This is a genomic window from Propionibacterium freudenreichii subsp. freudenreichii (assembly GCF_000940845.1).
Lineage (GTDB): Bacteria > Actinomycetota > Actinomycetes > Propionibacteriales > Propionibacteriaceae > Propionibacterium > Propionibacterium freudenreichii.
On record NZ_CP010341.1, the window covers coordinates 544,629 to 558,955 of the forward strand.

At 68.1% G+C, this 14,327-nt stretch carries 12 protein-coding genes and 4 tRNA genes; 9 read left to right on the top strand and 7 right to left on the bottom strand.

All coding sequences use genetic code 11. The annotated features are described in order from the left end of the window. Window positions 1-2: 2 nt before the first annotated feature. Complete coding sequence (locus RM25_RS02150) at window positions 3-272, bottom strand: ACT domain-containing protein (protein WP_013160401.1); 270 nt, start codon at window positions 270-272, stop codon at window positions 3-5. Between the two features lie 269 nt (window positions 273-541). Between RM25_RS02150 and RM25_RS11760 the strand changes: the two genes are divergently transcribed. The 5 genes from RM25_RS11760 (at window position 542) to RM25_RS02175 (ending at window position 5,879) form a co-directional block, all read left to right on the top strand. Continuing rightward, on the top strand, window positions 542-1,381 hold the full coding sequence (locus tag RM25_RS11760) for a hypothetical protein (protein WP_048769971.1): 840 nt from the start codon (window positions 542-544) through the stop codon (window positions 1,379-1,381). A 124-nt stretch (window positions 1,382-1,505) separates the two neighbouring features. Next, on the top strand, window positions 1,506-3,023 hold the full coding sequence (purF, locus tag RM25_RS02160) for an amidophosphoribosyltransferase (RefSeq protein WP_044635984.1): 1,518 nt from the start codon (window positions 1,506-1,508) through the stop codon (window positions 3,021-3,023). Continuing rightward, complete coding sequence (gene purM / locus RM25_RS02165) at window positions 3,020-4,081, top strand: phosphoribosylformylglycinamidine cyclo-ligase (protein ID WP_044635985.1); 1,062 nt, start codon at window positions 3,020-3,022, stop codon at window positions 4,079-4,081. The genes purF and purM overlap by 4 nt, the downstream gene beginning before the upstream one ends. Window positions 4,082-4,314: 233 nt before the next feature. Further along, the gene (locus tag RM25_RS02170) at window positions 4,315-4,545 is read left to right on the top strand and encodes a DUF3073 domain-containing protein (RefSeq protein WP_013160406.1); all 231 of its coding nucleotides are present in this window, start codon (window positions 4,315-4,317) and stop codon (window positions 4,543-4,545) included. 251 nt (window positions 4,546-4,796) lie between these two features. Further along, window positions 4,797-5,879: an alpha/beta hydrolase gene (locus tag RM25_RS02175; RefSeq protein WP_044635986.1), complete on the top strand. Its 1,083-nt coding sequence runs from the start codon at window positions 4,797-4,799 to the stop codon at window positions 5,877-5,879. 88 nt (window positions 5,880-5,967) lie between these two features. Here RM25_RS02175 and RM25_RS02180 read toward each other — a convergent pair. The 6 genes from RM25_RS02180 to RM25_RS02205 form a co-directional block, all read right to left on the bottom strand. Further along, a tRNA-Phe gene (locus RM25_RS02180) sits at window positions 5,968-6,041 on the bottom strand. A gap of 13 nt (window positions 6,042-6,054) precedes the next feature. Then, window positions 6,055-6,128 (bottom strand) — tRNA-Asp (locus RM25_RS02185). A gap of 201 nt (window positions 6,129-6,329) precedes the next feature. Continuing rightward, a tRNA-Glu gene (locus tag RM25_RS02190) sits at window positions 6,330-6,402 on the bottom strand. A gap of 114 nt (window positions 6,403-6,516) precedes the next feature. Further along, window positions 6,517-8,235, bottom strand: coding sequence for an SH3 domain-containing protein (locus RM25_RS02195; RefSeq protein ID WP_044635987.1), 1,719 nt, complete (start codon window positions 8,233-8,235; stop codon window positions 6,517-6,519). A gap of 437 nt (window positions 8,236-8,672) precedes the next feature. Next, window positions 8,673-9,479, bottom strand: coding sequence for an ABC transporter permease (locus RM25_RS02200; RefSeq protein ID WP_052809086.1), 807 nt, complete (start codon window positions 9,477-9,479; stop codon window positions 8,673-8,675). After that, the gene (locus RM25_RS02205; RefSeq protein WP_080774455.1) at window positions 9,476-10,504 is read right to left on the bottom strand and encodes an ABC transporter ATP-binding protein; all 1,029 of its coding nucleotides are present in this window, start codon (window positions 10,502-10,504) and stop codon (window positions 9,476-9,478) included. The genes RM25_RS02200 and RM25_RS02205 overlap by 4 nt, the downstream gene beginning before the upstream one ends. A gap of 168 nt (window positions 10,505-10,672) precedes the next feature. Here RM25_RS02205 and RM25_RS02210 point away from each other — a divergent pair, with 168 nt between their 5' ends. From RM25_RS02210 to RM25_RS02225, 4 genes are all read left to right on the top strand, one after another. Beyond that, window positions 10,673-11,440, top strand: coding sequence for a TetR/AcrR family transcriptional regulator (locus tag RM25_RS02210; protein WP_044635988.1), 768 nt, complete (start codon window positions 10,673-10,675; stop codon window positions 11,438-11,440). Window positions 11,441-11,578: 138 nt separating this feature from the next. Then, window positions 11,579-11,651: transfer RNA gene (locus RM25_RS02215), tRNA-Lys, on the top strand. A gap of 330 nt (window positions 11,652-11,981) precedes the next feature. Continuing rightward, entirely contained in the window at window positions 11,982-12,407 is a 426-nt protein-coding gene (locus tag RM25_RS02220; protein ID WP_044635989.1) for an ArsR/SmtB family transcription factor, read from the top strand. Continuing rightward, a complete protein-coding gene (locus RM25_RS02225; RefSeq protein ID WP_044635990.1) occupies window positions 12,404-14,275 on the top strand; it encodes a heavy metal translocating P-type ATPase in 1,872 nt (623 codons plus the stop codon). The genes RM25_RS02220 and RM25_RS02225 overlap by 4 nt, the downstream gene beginning before the upstream one ends. Window positions 14,276-14,327: the final 52 nt, after the last annotated feature.

Below are 14,327 nucleotides of genomic sequence, written 5' to 3' on the forward strand. Positions count from 1 at the left end.
GCTTACAGCTCGTGCATCGCGTGGAAGATGGCCTCGGACTGCACGCGCACGTCCACCTGCGTCGACTCACCGGTGCGACGCAGCTCGTCGGCAACCTCGCCGATGCCGTGGCGCGACTCGTCGAGCTCGCACTGCATGATCATGGTGAAGTAGTCGCCCATGATGGTCTGGGTGATGTTGAGGATGTTGATGCCCAGCTCACACAGTCGCGTGCTCACAGCAGCGACGATTCCCGTGTGATCCAGACCGGTGACGGTGACGATCGCGATCATGCTGCTTAGCCTAGTGGGGCAATCGCGGCCCACGATGCGCATGCCTGCCGGCGGGACGCACGAGCGCTGGGCGGGGGATCCGGTGGGTTCGTGGGGCCGGCGAATCGTGCCCGGCCCGCCGCGGAACGCGACCGCGACGCCCCCATGCCGTAGGTTTGGGACGGAATGGCCCCACCCGGAGGCAACCTTTCCCAACCCGGGAGGAACAGCTCGGCCGCCACAGCAGGGCCGTGGCGGCAGCAGGACAGTGGCGACAGGAAGGAAGCGGCATGTCTGACGACCCGACCGCCGGCGATCCGTATCGGAACGATCCCTATCGGGGCGGGGCGAATCCCTATGGCGCGAACCAGTACGGCGGCGCGTACCGGGGCGGCCAACCGGACGGCAGCTACCCGGGCTACCCGCCGCCGGGCATGGGCGACACCGCCCCGATCCCGGTGGTGAACGAGGACGATCCCGACCCCGACGACAAGCGTCCCAGCCGCATTCCCACGATCCTGGTGACCCTCTTCCTGGGGCCCTTCGGGGCGATCGCCGCCGCGGTGAGCGCCGGGCGGGCCCACGATCGCGGATTCCCGCGCGCCACCTACTGGTTGAGCTTCATCTTCACCTGGGCGGTGCACCTGCTGATCATCACCGCGCTGGTCGTCGCCTGGCTGCTGGGCGCCTTCGACGGGGTGCTCAAGTCGTCGTCGACCCCGAGCCCCAGTTCCAGCCCGGTGGCCTCGGCCACCCCCACGCCCAGTGCGACGGCCACGCCCACCCCGACCACCACGAGCGCGGCCCCGACGGCCACCTCGGCACGGCCGAGCGCATCGGCCACCGCCAGTGCGTCCGCAACGCCCTCGGGCGTCTCCAACCTGGCTGATTTCCCGGCGGGTGCCGCCAAGATGTGCGGTGCCAGCATCGCCGCCAACTCGGCCACCACCTGCGACTTCGCCACCGCCGTGGCCGATGCCTATCTGCGTTCGGGCAGCTTCGGCCAGGCCGCCACCGTGCAGGCCACCAGCTCGACGACCGGGCAGACCTACACCATGAACTGCAACATGGACGCCCGGGCGATCACCACCTGCACCGGCGGCAATGGCGCCTCGGTCTACATGCGCTGAGGCCCCCGGTACCGCCGCGGGCCGTCATGGCGGCCCGCGGCCACGTCTTGTCCGCTCTGGGCTTTGGGGCGCGTGCCGACGAGCACGGTAGGCTGAGCGCGTGGAGTTGCGTCCGGGCTGCCCGGTGAGCCCTGAGTCCCAAACCGATGCTGAGCATGACGACGTCCCGCACGACGAGTGCGGTGTCTTCGGAGTCTTCGCTCCCGGCGAGCAGGTGTCGAAGCTCGTCTACTACGGCCTGTATGCCCTGCAGCACCGCGGCCAGGAGTCCGCGGGCATGGCAGTGAGCAATGGCCAACGAATCATGGTGTTCAAGGACATGGGGCTGGTCAGCCAGGTGTTCGACGAGTCCACCCTGAACTCGCTGCGCGGCGACCTGGCCATCGGCCACACCCGCTATTCGACCACCGGTGCGTCGGTGTGGAAGAACGCCCAGCCGACGTTCAAGCCGACGCCCAGCGGCGGCCTGGCCCTGGCCCACAACGGCAACCTGACCAACACCGACGAGCTCGAGGCCTTCGCCAGGGCGCGCGTCGGCGTGGGTGGCGAGGTGCCCCACAAGTCGTCGATGGACTCGACCAACGACACCTCGCTGGTCACCACCATCATGGCCAGCTACGACGAGCCCCTCGAGGACGTCGCGATGGAGCTGCTGCCGAAGCTGGTGGGCGCCTTCAGCCTGGTGTTCATGAACGAGAACACGCTGTTCGCCGCCCGTGATCCCCAGGGGGTGCGTCCCCTGGTGCTCGGACGCCTCCACTCGGGTTGGGTGGTCGCCTCCGAGACCGCCGCGATCGACATCGTGGGCGGCACCTTCGTGCGCGAGATCGAGCCCGGCGAGATGATCGCGATCGACGCCGCCGGCCTGCGTTCGCGTCGGTTCGCCCCGGCCCGTCCCAAGGGCTGCATCTTCGAATATGTGTATGTGGCCCGTCCCGACACGGTGATCGCCGGGCGTCGCATCCACAATGTGCGCGTCAAGGTGGGCAAGATCCTCGCCCGTGAGGCCCCGGCCGATGCCGACCTGGTGATCCCGGTGCCCGAGTCCGGTGTGCCGGCAGCCATTGGCTACGCCGCCGAGTCGGGCATCCCCTTCGGCATGGGGCTGGTGAAGAACAACTACGTGGGACGCACCTTCATCCAGCCCAGCCAGACGCTGCGCAACCTCGGCATCCGACTCAAGCTCAATCCGCTGCGCGATGTGATCGAGGGCAAGCGGCTCGTGGTCGTGGACGATTCGATCGTGCGCGGCAACACCCAGCGTCAGCTCGTGCGCATGCTGCGCGAGGCCGGCGCTGCCGAGGTGCATGTGCGCATCTCATCGCCGCCGGTGGAGTGGCCGTGCTTCTACGGGCTGGACTTCGCGACCCGTGCGCAGCTGATCGCCCCCGGCCTCACCAACGACGAGATCTGCCGCTCGATCGGGGCCGACTCGCTGAGCTATGTGAGCCTTGAGGGCCTCATCCAGGCCACCCACGTGCCCAAGGACAACCTGTGCCGCGCCTGCTTCGATGGCATCTATCCCATCGAGGTGCCCCCGGGACAGTCCGCCGAAATGGGCCTGGACGCCCCCGAGGCACCGGCCTGCGGCGGCTATGAGAATGTCGAATTCGATCGCATCAACCATAAGGAAGCTTCATGAGTGACTCCGCCTACGCACGCGCAGGCGTCGATATCGAGGCCGGCGACGCGGCCGTTGAGCTGATGAAGGCCCATGTGGCCCGCACCAAGCGCCCCGAGGTGCTGGGCGGCATTGGTGGGTTCGCCGGCCTGTTCGACGCCTCGAAGCTGGCCGCATACCGCCATCCGCTGCTCGCGACCAGCACCGACGGGGTCGGCACCAAGGTGGCGATCGCGCGGGCGATGGGCGTGCACAACACGATCGGCTGGGACCTGGTGGGCATGCTCGTGGACGACCTGGTCGTCTGCGGTGCCGAGCCCCTGTTCCTCACCGACTACATCGCCTGCGGCCACGTCGTGCCCGAGCGCATCGCCGCGGTGGTGGAGGGCATCGCCGACGCGTGCGTGTCGGCCGGCTGCGCGCTGCTGGGCGGGGAGACGGCCGAGCATCCGGGACTCATGGAGCCCGATGAATACGACATTGCCGGCGCAACCACCGGTGTGGTGGAGGCCGATGAGCTCCTGGGCCCCGACCGGGTGCAGCCCGGCGACGTGGCCCTGGCGATGGCCAGCAGTGGCCTGCACTCCAACGGCTACTCGCTGGTGCGCCATGTGCTGCTGGACGAGGGCGGGCTGTCGCTGGACGCGACGATTCCCCAGTTGGGTCGCACGCTGGGCGAGGAACTGCTGGAACCCACCCATGTCTATGCCGGTCAGGTGATGAAGCTGCTCGACCGGGTGAGCGTGCACGCGATGAGCCACATCACCGGTGGCGGCCTGGCCGCCAACCTGGTGCGGGTGGTGCCGCAGGGCATGCGGGTGGACGTCGACCGCGCCACGTGGCGTCCGGCCGGCATCTTCGAGCTCGTACAGGCCACCGGCGACATCAGCCAGGCCGACATCGAGGTCACCCTGAACATGGGCGTCGGCATGGTCGCCCTACTGCCGCCCGACCAGGTGGACGCCGCACAGCGGGTGCTCGACGAGTTGGGCCTCAACAGCTGGGCATGCGGACAGGTGAGTGCCACCCCCGGGCAGCCGGCCACCGTGGAGTTGTCCGGTTCGCACCCGCTGTCCTGAGAACCGACCGCCCCGATAACCGGCCACCCGAGGATCCGACTGCCCCGGGAGACGGCCGTTCCGGGGCACGTCCCACGGATCCGGCGCCTAGCGCAGCGGCACCGTCACGGCAAATTCGTCCAAACGTTCGGTCAGATTGGTCCGGATGCGATCCATTGGGTAGCCTTGGCATCACGAATGAACCATTGGTGCCGCGGCAGAGCCGCGTGAGATAAGCGAGGGGGTCGACCCATATGGGGCGCGGCCGGCAAAAGGCGAAGCAGACCAAGGTAGCCCGGGATTTGAAGTACCGCCCGGTGCAGACTGACTTCGCTTCGTTGGAGCGAGAACTCCGAGGCGAGAGTGCTCATGACCCGGATGATCAGGGTCACGATGCCATTCCGGACAACTATCTGGATCTCGCAAAGCAGTACGACCCGGACAGTGCCGATGCAGGCGCTGCCGACGACGAGAAGCACCGCTGAGCGACTGAGCAGCGCCGGGCCAGTTCATGGACCCGGTTGATGGGGGACGAGTGCAGGAAGCACGATCCCGACAAAGGGTCGCATCCTTGCACACCTGAGCCTTCGGGCGAGTGTTCCCATCACTTCCGTCAACCCATTTTTCGACGCCCGGTTCCGGCGTGCCCACAACTCCTGCGGGAGCTGGGTATGCCGGGACGGGCGTCGGGTGGGGTCATGGTGCGTCGCGCGTCGCCGAGAGGCAGGATGGACCCATGACGGCATGGCTTCCCGATCTGCTGGTGACGGGCTATCAGGCACACACCTGGGTGATCCCCGGTGCCAAGCGCTTGGACAATGAGCCCGAGGGTCCACTGACCGCCACGTTGGTGCGTCGGGGTGCCCCGCGCCACGAGCGCGCAGTGCTCTACCTGCACGGCTGGGACGACTACTTCTTCCAGGCCCACGTGGCCGACTGGTTCGACGCCCACGGCTTCGACTTCTATGCGGTCGACCTGCGCCGCTATGGCCGCAACCTCCACGAGGGCCTGTACGCGGGCTATGTCTCCGACCTGCGCGACTACTACCAGGAGCTTGACCACAGCGTGGAGCTGATCAGGCACGACCATCCCGGGGTGCCGATCACCTTCATGGGGCATTCCACCGGGGGACTGGTGGGCGCGCTGTGGGCAGCGGAGCGTCCGGGCCTGCTCAACGGCATGCTGTTGAACTCGCCATGGCTCGACATGCAGGGCTCGCCGGTGTTCTGGCGGGTGATGGCGCCGTTGGCGGGGGCCGTGGCCGCGATCAACCCACTCATGGAGCTGGCCATCACCGACCTGGGGCTGTACAAGCGTGCGCTGCACGTCAGTGGCGAGGGCGAATGGAACTGGGACACCGACTTCAAGTCGAACCCGGCGTTCGTGCCGCGCTTCGGCTGGGGACGAGCCATCCTGGCCGGCCAGGGCGCGGTGGCGAAGGGCCTGCACATCGATACGCCCGTGCTCACCCTCATCAGCACGCGCAGCGATTTCTCGCGCACCTGGAACGACGACATGCACGGCTCCGACCTCGTGCTCGACGTGCGACGCATCGGGGCCGCTGCCCTGCACCTGGGAGACCTGGTGACCATCAGGAGGGTGCGCGGCGCCGTGCACGATGTGATGCTGTCACGGGCACCGGTACGCGAGGTCATCTTCGATGAGATCGATCGCTGGCTTGATGCCTATGTGCGTCCCGAGGGGGCCAGCGCGCTCTACTGGCAGCGATTGGGACGGCCCGCCGCTGCCGCCGATCCTGCGGTGCCCGGCACCCCGCAGGCGTCCGACGGGAAGGGCGACGTCCCTGCCACGCAGTGAACCCGACAAGGCCGGGGAGGGTGTGCACGCGGGAGGGCGTCCGGGCAATAAAAAACGCCGCAACCGAAATGATGGTTACGACGAGATGTGGCCAGGGGCGGGGTCGAACCGCCGACCTTGCACTTTTCAGGCGCACGCTACTACCAGCTGAGCTACCTGGCCAGGTCACGAAAAGCGACCCCGATGGGACTCGAACCCACGACCTCCGCCGTGACAGGGCGGCGCGCTAACCAACTGCGCTACGGGGCCATACTGTGTTGATTTGTCTTCGATGTTGACTTGTCTTCGTTGTTTCTTGTCCTGCTGTTCAGTTGTTCAGCCTGCCTGAGCGGGCTTTGAAACTATAGCGTGCCTTGCAGTCAGAACACAAAGCGAGGAACTTGGCCTGCCTGCTGCCCGACTCCTTGCCCGACGAAGGGCCCGGACCAAGGCCCGGGCCCCCGCCATGCGTATCCCCAACGGAATTCGAATCCGTGTTACCACCTTGAAAGGGTGGGGTCCTAGGCCGCTAGACGATGGGGACCTGCCGGATCATGGTACCGGTTCGGGGGCCGGGGGGTAAAACCCGCCCGGGAGCCCGTCACCGATCCCCGCGCTACCGACCTGCCGGGGAATCCGATCCGTCGGGGGTGGTGGCTCAGGCGATCCGGACGGCAGCCGAGATCGGCATATAGCTGATCGGGGTCACCACGATGCCGGCGTCCTCGTTGAGGGCGTTGACGATGTTGCCGTTGCCGATGTACATGCCCACGTGGCCGTTGTCATAGAAGAACACCAGGTCGCCCGGCTGCAGGTCGCCGACCGACACCTGCTTGCCGGCATTCACCTGGTCCCAGGTGACGCGCGGCAGGGTGACGCCGGCCGCCGCGTACGCGGCCTGCATCAGTCCGGAGCAGTCATAGCCCACCGGACCGGTGCCGCCCCAGACATAGGGGCCACCGAGCTTCGACATCGCGAAGTTGATCGCCGTCTCCACCGCGTTGGCGCCCGGCTTGGCGGTGTTCGCTGAGGTGTTCGTGGCCGGCGCATTGGTGCCGAGGTATTCGGTGGCCGACCAATAGGTCGTGCCGTTCCACGTGTACTCCGAGCGTCCATCGGCCTGCTTGCCGGTCAGTTCCACCTGGGTGCCCTCGGGCACCACCGTGGTGGCCGGCTTGGGCTGGGTGGAGCTGCCATAGGCGTTCAGTGCCGCCGTGGTCCACCGGCTTCCGGTGGGGCCGGCGGGCGTCGGATCGGGCGCAGGTGCCGGGGCGGGTGCCTCGGCCTGCTTGGTGTCCGAGAGGTACTGGCTGCTGATCCAGCGCGAGGCGCCGTCGTAGCTGACCTCGGTCCAGTCGCCACTGGTCTTGCCGGTGGCGGCCACCTGCGAGTTCTCCTTGAGCACCGTCACCGGCTGCTGGTCGATGCCGGGTCCCACGCGCACGTTGACGTCGGCCGTCGTGTACTTCGTGGACGCAGCGGCCTGCGTCGTGGCCGGGGGCGTGGTCGTCGGCTTGGTTGCAGGAGCGGTGGTGGTTGGCGCCGTGGTGGTCGGGGTGGTGGCGGTCGAGCCGCCGGCCGTCGAGGAATCGGTGCCCGTCGAGGTGGCCGTGTCCTTGTTGGTGACGTCGGTCTTCGTCGACAGCGTGACCACGGTGGGATCAGTGAGATAGCGCGAGTAGTTCGCGGCCACGAAGGCGGTCTTGCCGTTGAAGTTGATCGGCACCCACCCGCCGACGGGATCGCCGGTCACGTCCACCCGGTCACCCGGGTAGAGCATGCCGATGGACTGGGCCGCGGTGCTCTCGCCACCACGCACCCACAGGTAGTCGCTCGAGATGGCGGTGGTGATCTTGATCGATGTCACCGAGGCATCGGCCGAGCTGAGCAGCTTGGTGGCGATCCAACCGGCACGGCCGTAGAAGTTCACCGGCGTGTAGTCGCCGCTGGCCTGGCCGGTGATGCCCACCTTGTCGCCGGTGTGGGCCGTGCCCAACACCCAGGCGTTCGCATTGGCCGCGGTGCGCACATAGGCATCGGCCGTGAGCTCGGCGGTGGAGATCTGGTCCTTCTGGGTGGCGGCCGTGGTGGAGGCCACATACTGCGCCTGGATCCACGCGTTGGCGCCGTTGTAGGTGATGGGCAGCCAGCCGTCCTGTTCGGCTCCCCGCTGGGTGACCGTGTCACCCGACGAGAGCGTCGCCAGCACCGAGCTGGAAGTGTCGGGGCCCTGGCGCACATTCACCGTGGCGGTGGCCGCAAGGGGGGAGTAATCGGCCTGTGCAAGTGGTGCAAACACGACGCTGGCAGTGGCGAGCGAGCCTGCCACCAGCGTCGAGGTGATAGCCACGCGCGCCGTCTTGACGAAGGGATTCATGTCTGGTCCTTCCCGCGGCCGGTAAGGCCGTGTTCAATGGTTCGCGTCATCCCAGGTGAGGCGTCTTCCCCGGCCCCGTATGCAGCAGGCCACGCCCCAACTGGGACAACGTGCGGCACCTTAGGCGGCTCTCAGCAAACCCGACAACAGTGCAGGATCAGGTTGAGGGTTGGGGAAATGGGGGTTGATTTTCGACGCCCGATGTGATTCACGGCCGCGTTGACGTGGTTTCCCACCCCGGCGGGGAGTGATTTCAGGCGTGAATCAGACCATGGTCGTCATAGGGGTGCCCCGCGGGGTGCAGTGGTCGGGGTGCGCGTGGAACCCGCACCCCTCGGGTTCAACGCAAGGTTGAGGTTCAGGGTGCGGGTTGAGGGTTCAGGGCATTCTCAGCTGATTCAGGTGCGGCTCACGGTGGCCCGTCGTTCAGGCATTACTCAGCTTCGCCGCCCCAGGGCCCAGGAGGCGCCGGTCACCGCGATCGCGCACCAGGCAGCCAACTGCAGCCATGCAGACAGTGGTGCCGCGAAATCGGCGGACAGGATCGTGTGGCGCATGATCTCGCCCATGGACTCAATCGGCAGCCAGTGGTGCACGGCCTGGCCCCACTGCGGGAGCCGGTCGGCCGGATAGCTCAGCGGCGAGAACAGGAGGATCACGAACACCAGCACCTGGCTGATGAGCTGGGCCAGCGTCGGGGGACACAGGTTGGCAATGGCATATCCGATCGACGCCGAGGTGAGGGCGATCAGTAGGGCGGCGGGCACGATGAGCCAACTCATCGACAGGTCGAGGTGGAAGCGCAGGGCGCCGACGATGATCGACAGGACCAGCCCGGGCAGGGCCACCATCGTCCACACCGCCAGGTCGGCCAGGAGGAAGACGGGACGTGAGATGGGCAGGGCCCGCATCCAGTCGAGGCTGCCCTCGGTACGTGACTGCGCCACGAACTGTGGGGTCATTGCGAGGCCGAGCATGACCAGGGAGATCGTTGGGGCGCCGGTGACCAGATACCGGGCGGCATGTGGCGCCGGATCACCGATCAACAGGCCGTAGCCGACCACCGTGGCCACCGACAACACGAGCTGCACCACGCCGTACAGCGGCACCAGGGTGAGGTTGCGCCGCAGTTGCCATTGGAACACCAGTCCGAATTGGCGCCAGCGGGCGACGCCGGCCGGCGCCATGGTCGTTCCGGTGGTGGCGGTGTTGGGCGTCGCCTGGACGGACGTGATGGTGCTCATGCGGTGTGCTCCTGACCGGCGGTGGATTCGGTGGTGGTGTCGGGCTCGTCGAGGGGCGCGGCATCCGGCTGATCAGCGTCGGCTCCCGCAGCGGCGGGATGGTGGCCGGTCACGAGGTCGATGTAGGCGTCCTCCAGCGAGACCGGTGACAGCTCGTAGCGTTCGATGGCGCCGGTGCGCAGTTCGTCGGCTGCCCACGCGACGAGCGCGGCCGCGCGGTCGGAGGCGACCACGGCCCGACTGCGGTGGTCACCCACCGGGGTGGCGGTGATGCCCGCGGGCCAGTGGGGAGGCTGTCCCGGGGCCTGGTCCACCTCGAGGGTGAGCATTCCCGCCCGGTCGTGCACCAGCGTCGCCGGGGTGCCCTGGGCCAGCACCTGACCGTGGTTGAGCACCACGAGCCGGTCAACGACGCGTTCCGTCTCGCGGACGTTGTGCGTCACCAACAGCACGGCATGGCCTGCGTCGGCCAGCCGGCGGATCTGGGTCCACAGCAGCCGGCGGCGCACCGGATCCACGTCATTGGTGGGCTCGTCGAGCACCACCAGGGGCGCGGGACGGGCCAGGCACATCGCGAAGGCGGTGAGGCGGGCGATCCCGCCGGAGACCTTCTGGCTGGCGACGTCGGCCCAGGGCCCGATGTCGAGGGCCTCGATCAGTTCGCGTGCCCGGGAGCGCATGGCCCGGGCGGGAGCGCCGCGCATGCGTCCGACCAGTTCGATGGCACGTCGTGGCGTCAGGCCGGTGATCGGCACATTGGCCTGCGCCTGCAGGCTCACCAGGCGTCGGGCCAGTGCCGGGTGGGTGGTCGCGTCGATGCCGCCGACCGTGATCGTGCCGGAATCGGGTCGGGTGAGTCCGACGATCTGGTTGACCATGGTGGTCTTCCCCGAGCCGTTGTGGCCGAGCAGGCCCACCACCTGGCCGGCGTGGGCCGCCATGGTGACCCCCGCGTTCGCCTCCACCCGGTGGGCTCCCTTGCCGAAGTGCTTGTGCAAACCGCGCACGTCGAGGACTGTGTTCATCCTGCTGCTCCGTGTCGGCGGTATTGCCGTCGATCGTCTGTGATGGTGTCGTATACCGAACGGTATATACCGGCAATCTAGACAGATGCTGAACGGTATGTCAATGCTGGTTGGCCCGATAGACTGGCGCCGAACCGGCCGGGGGAGGACCCCGTGCAAGGAGGAGATATGGCTGAACCGGACGAGGGCTCGGACATCGGCTCGGCGCTGTCGAGCCTCAGTGCCGCCCTGTCACAGCTGTCGAGCGCGGTGGTGAACCAGACCAGCGACGAGATCAACGCCCGGGTCACCGATCCGCTGCGGCGCGCCTCCGAGCAGATCACCGATGTGGCCGAGCGACTGGGCAGTGGCTCGTCCGCCCGCCCGCGGGGCATCGAGGCGACGCGTGAGGCGCTGCTCGATGCGGCGGCGCAGTTGTTCGCGGAGAAGGGCTATGAGGGCACGGGCGTCTCGGAGATCGCGCGGCGCGCCGGCTATACCAAGGGGGCGCTGTATGCGAACTTCGCCAGCAAGCAGGAGCTGTTCAAGGCCCTGATCGAGCGTGAACTGGCCCGGTCGCACGAGGACCTGGAGTCAAGCCTGACGGGTGCATCCATGCCGTCGGGTGCTGACCGTGAGGCGGTCCAGCGACAGGTGCTGTTGACGCTGGAGGCCAACCTGTATGCCATCCGCCATCCACAGATGCGTGACGAGGTGCTGGCGGATACGCGAGGGCAGCTGCGGCGCATCGCCGAGGTGATCGCGCGGACGCATGGCGAGACATTGGCGGAGGGTCAGGAGCCCGCGCAGGACTACCTGGATGACGCGATGGTGGTGGCGGCAGTGGAGTCGTTCGCCGCCCTGGGGACAATGCTCTGCGATGATCCGGTGGCCGCCGAGGCGGTCACTCGGTCGCGCGACCGCATCATCGGGCGGATCCTGGGTTCGCAGGACTGAGGCGTCCGGGGTTGCCGGGAGTTCGACGCCGACCCGGGTGCCGGCGGACCGGCGTGCCCGTGTGCGGGTCGACACCGGCATGTCCGGCGCCATCCGCGGCCCACTTCCGGGGCGGGGCCTGTGACTAGAATAGGGCGAGCCTCCATAGCTCAGCTGGCAGAGCAAGGGACTTTTAATCCTTGGGTCCGGGGTTCGATCCCCCGTGGGGGCACTGTAAAACACCTAGTCAGGGCATGATTCGAGCCACTGGCCAAGAGTCATGCCGGCATGTCACCAGCATACGTACCAGCAAATCGCTGAGAGCACTTGCACCCGCCACGGCGCCCGACCACAAGGGTCGACGGTCCGCATGTATGCGTCCATCCTTCGCTCGGTGATCACCGCCTGAGTGGGCAGTTGTGCGGGAATGACGCCGCACAGGTGTCCACTCAGTGGGGCTCTGGGGGGACGCGTCTGCCCAGCGTCCCGTGGCAAGCCCGTGGCCTTCAAGTGGCCCAATAAGGCCTTGCATCTGAGGGTGCCCTAACCTTAATATCTGCGTATGCGTGAAGATATGAAGGCTTGCACCTTCAACGTCGAGAGCCAGTACGTCGACCTGGCTGCGGAGGTGTTCTCCCTGCTGTCGGACGCCACCCGCATCCGCATCATCCTTGCCCTGCGCGACGGTGAACTCTCGGTGGGCGACCTGGCCGATCGCGTCCGCAAGTCGCCCACGGCGGTGTCGCAGCACCTCGCCAAGCTGCGCTGGGGGAAGATCGTGCAGGCCCGCCAGGAGGGCACCCGGGTCTTCTACAGCCTCATCGACGAACACGCCCGCAAGCTCGTGGCGCAGGCGGTGTTCCAGGCCGAACACGTGGTGGGTGGCGTACCTCCACACCATCTCAACGGCGAGGGGGTCCCCGCCGCACCGGCCGCCCCGGACGCCACCGAGACGGCCTCCGCAACCGACCCCGGGCAACGGGCATGACCACCGTCACCGGCAGCACCTCCCGGACCACGATCCGTCAGCAGGCGGGCACGAGCCTGTGGTCCCGCATCGACCGCACCGACCTTGCCCGCACCCTGTTCGTCGCCGCCTGCACCGCCGCCCTGGCCCTTGGTCTCGACTGGCCCTCGCCAACCGTGCCGCTGCTCGCCGTCATCGGGCTCGTCGTTGGCTGCTGGCCGGTGGTGGTGGAGGCCTGGCACGACATCCGCCAGCGTCGGATGAGCATGGAACTGTCCATGCTGCTGGCGATCATCGCCGCCGGCGTCATCGGCGAATGGACCACCTCGCTGCTCATCACCACCTTCGTGCTCGCCGCCGAGATCCTCGAGGACCTGTCGATGGACCGTGGCCGCGACGCGCTGACCGCCCTGATGTCGTTCCTGCCCACCACCGTGACACTGCGCGAGGGGCACACCACCCGCGACATCGCGCTGGACGACGTGGCGCCCGGCCAGGTGCTGGTGATCGGGCCCGGCGAACGCGTCCCGGTCGACGGTGTGGTGGACAAGGGGCGGTCGACGCTCGACCAGTCGCGCATCACCGGTGAGTCCATGCCGGTGGACGTTGCCGTGGGCGACCCGGTCTACGCCGGCTCGATCAACCAGGTCGGTGCGCTGGAGGTGCGCGCCGAGCGCGTCGGTGCGAACTCGTCGTACGGGCGCATCGTGACGGCGGTCCGCGAGGCCCAGTCGTCGCGGGCGCCCGTGCAGCGGATGGCGGACCGGTTCGCGGCCTGGCTGGTCTACCTGTCGATCGCCGGGGCGATCGTCACCTTCCTGGTCACCCGTGACCTGTCGGCGACGATCTCGGTGATCATCGTGGCCGGCGCCTGTGGCATCGCCGCCGGCACGCCACTTGCCGTCCTGGCGGCCATCGCCCGCATCGCCCGGGTGGGGGCCTTTGTCAAGGGTGGTGCACACCTCGAGGCACTCAGCGTGGTCGACACCGTCGTCTTCGACAAGACCGGCACACTCACCCGGGGCGTCCCGACCGTCACCGACGTGCGCACTGCGCCCGGCGTCAGCACGCAGCAACTCCTGGCCTGGGCGGGGGCCGCGGAAGCCTATTCCGAACATCCGCTGGGCAGGGCCATCGCCGCCCACGTGCGCGCGGCAGGCGTGGCGCCGGGCACGGCCCAGTCCTTCGACTACCAGCCCGGACGCGGGGTCAGCGTCGAGGTCGACGGACGCATGATCGCCGCCGGCAACGCCCGCCTGGTGCCCGACGCCCCGGCGTCGGCAGCCGACGGGGTGGCCACGCCCGTCCATGTCAGCGTCGACGGGCACTATGCCGGTACGGTCCTGCTGGTCGACCAGGTACGCGACTCCGCGCGCAGCGTCGTCGCCGAACTGCGCCACCGCGGCTTGCGGGTGATGATGATCACCGGCGACCAGCCGGCCACCGCCCGGGCCGTTGCCGACGAGCTGGGCATCACCGAGGTGCGCGCCGGACTGCTGCCCGACGAGAAGCTTCGCGCCATCGACGCCGAACGCGCCGCCGGCCACCGGCTGGCCATGGTGGGGGACGGCGTCAACGACGCGCCCGCCCTGATGCGGGCGACGGTGGGCATCGCGATGGGCAGCGGCACCGACATTGCCCGGGACAGTGCAGACGTGGTGCTGATCAGCTCCGACCTGAACGACCTGGCCGCCACCCTGCACATTGCGCGGCGGGCACGACGCATCGTGATGTTCAACTTCGTCGGCACCATCGTGGTCGACGTGATCGGCATGGTCCTGGCCGCTTTCGGGCTGCTCGGCCCGGTGCTCGCGGCGGTCTTCCATGTGGGCAGCGAAAGCGCGTTCATCCTCAATTCGGCGCGGTTGATCCCGGGACGCCGCCACTGAGGGCCCGGTGCTGCTGGCGGGAAGGTGCTGCCAACGGGCAAGTGGTCCTGAG

Excerpts from the sequence above, each read along its gene's own strand:
- RM25_RS02200 (WP_052809086.1), bottom strand. The coding sequence starts at position 9,479 with ATGAGCACCATCACGTCCGTCCAGGCGACGCCCAACACCGCCACCACC.
- RM25_RS02225 (WP_044635990.1), top strand. The coding sequence starts at position 12,404 with ATGACCACCGTCACCGGCAGCACCTCCCGGACCACGATCCGTCAGCAG.
- RM25_RS11760 (WP_048769971.1), top strand. The coding sequence starts at position 542 with ATGTCTGACGACCCGACCGCCGGCGATCCGTATCGGAACGATCCCTAT.
- RM25_RS02220 (WP_044635989.1), top strand. The coding sequence starts at position 11,982 with ATGCGTGAAGATATGAAGGCTTGCACCTTCAACGTCGAGAGCCAGTAC.
- purM (WP_044635985.1), top strand. The coding sequence starts at position 3,020 with ATGAGTGACTCCGCCTACGCACGCGCAGGCGTCGATATCGAGGCCGGC.
- RM25_RS02210 (WP_044635988.1), top strand. The coding sequence starts at position 10,673 with ATGGCTGAACCGGACGAGGGCTCGGACATCGGCTCGGCGCTGTCGAGC.
- RM25_RS02205 (WP_080774455.1), bottom strand. The coding sequence starts at position 10,504 with ATGAACACAGTCCTCGACGTGCGCGGTTTGCACAAGCACTTCGGCAAG.
- RM25_RS02175 (WP_044635986.1), top strand. The coding sequence starts at position 4,797 with ATGACGGCATGGCTTCCCGATCTGCTGGTGACGGGCTATCAGGCACAC.
- RM25_RS02195 (WP_044635987.1), bottom strand. The coding sequence starts at position 8,235 with ATGAATCCCTTCGTCAAGACGGCGCGCGTGGCTATCACCTCGACGCTG.
- RM25_RS02170 (WP_013160406.1), top strand. The coding sequence starts at position 4,315 with ATGGGGCGCGGCCGGCAAAAGGCGAAGCAGACCAAGGTAGCCCGGGAT.
- RM25_RS02150 (WP_013160401.1), bottom strand. The coding sequence starts at position 272 with ATGATCGCGATCGTCACCGTCACCGGTCTGGATCACACGGGAATCGTC.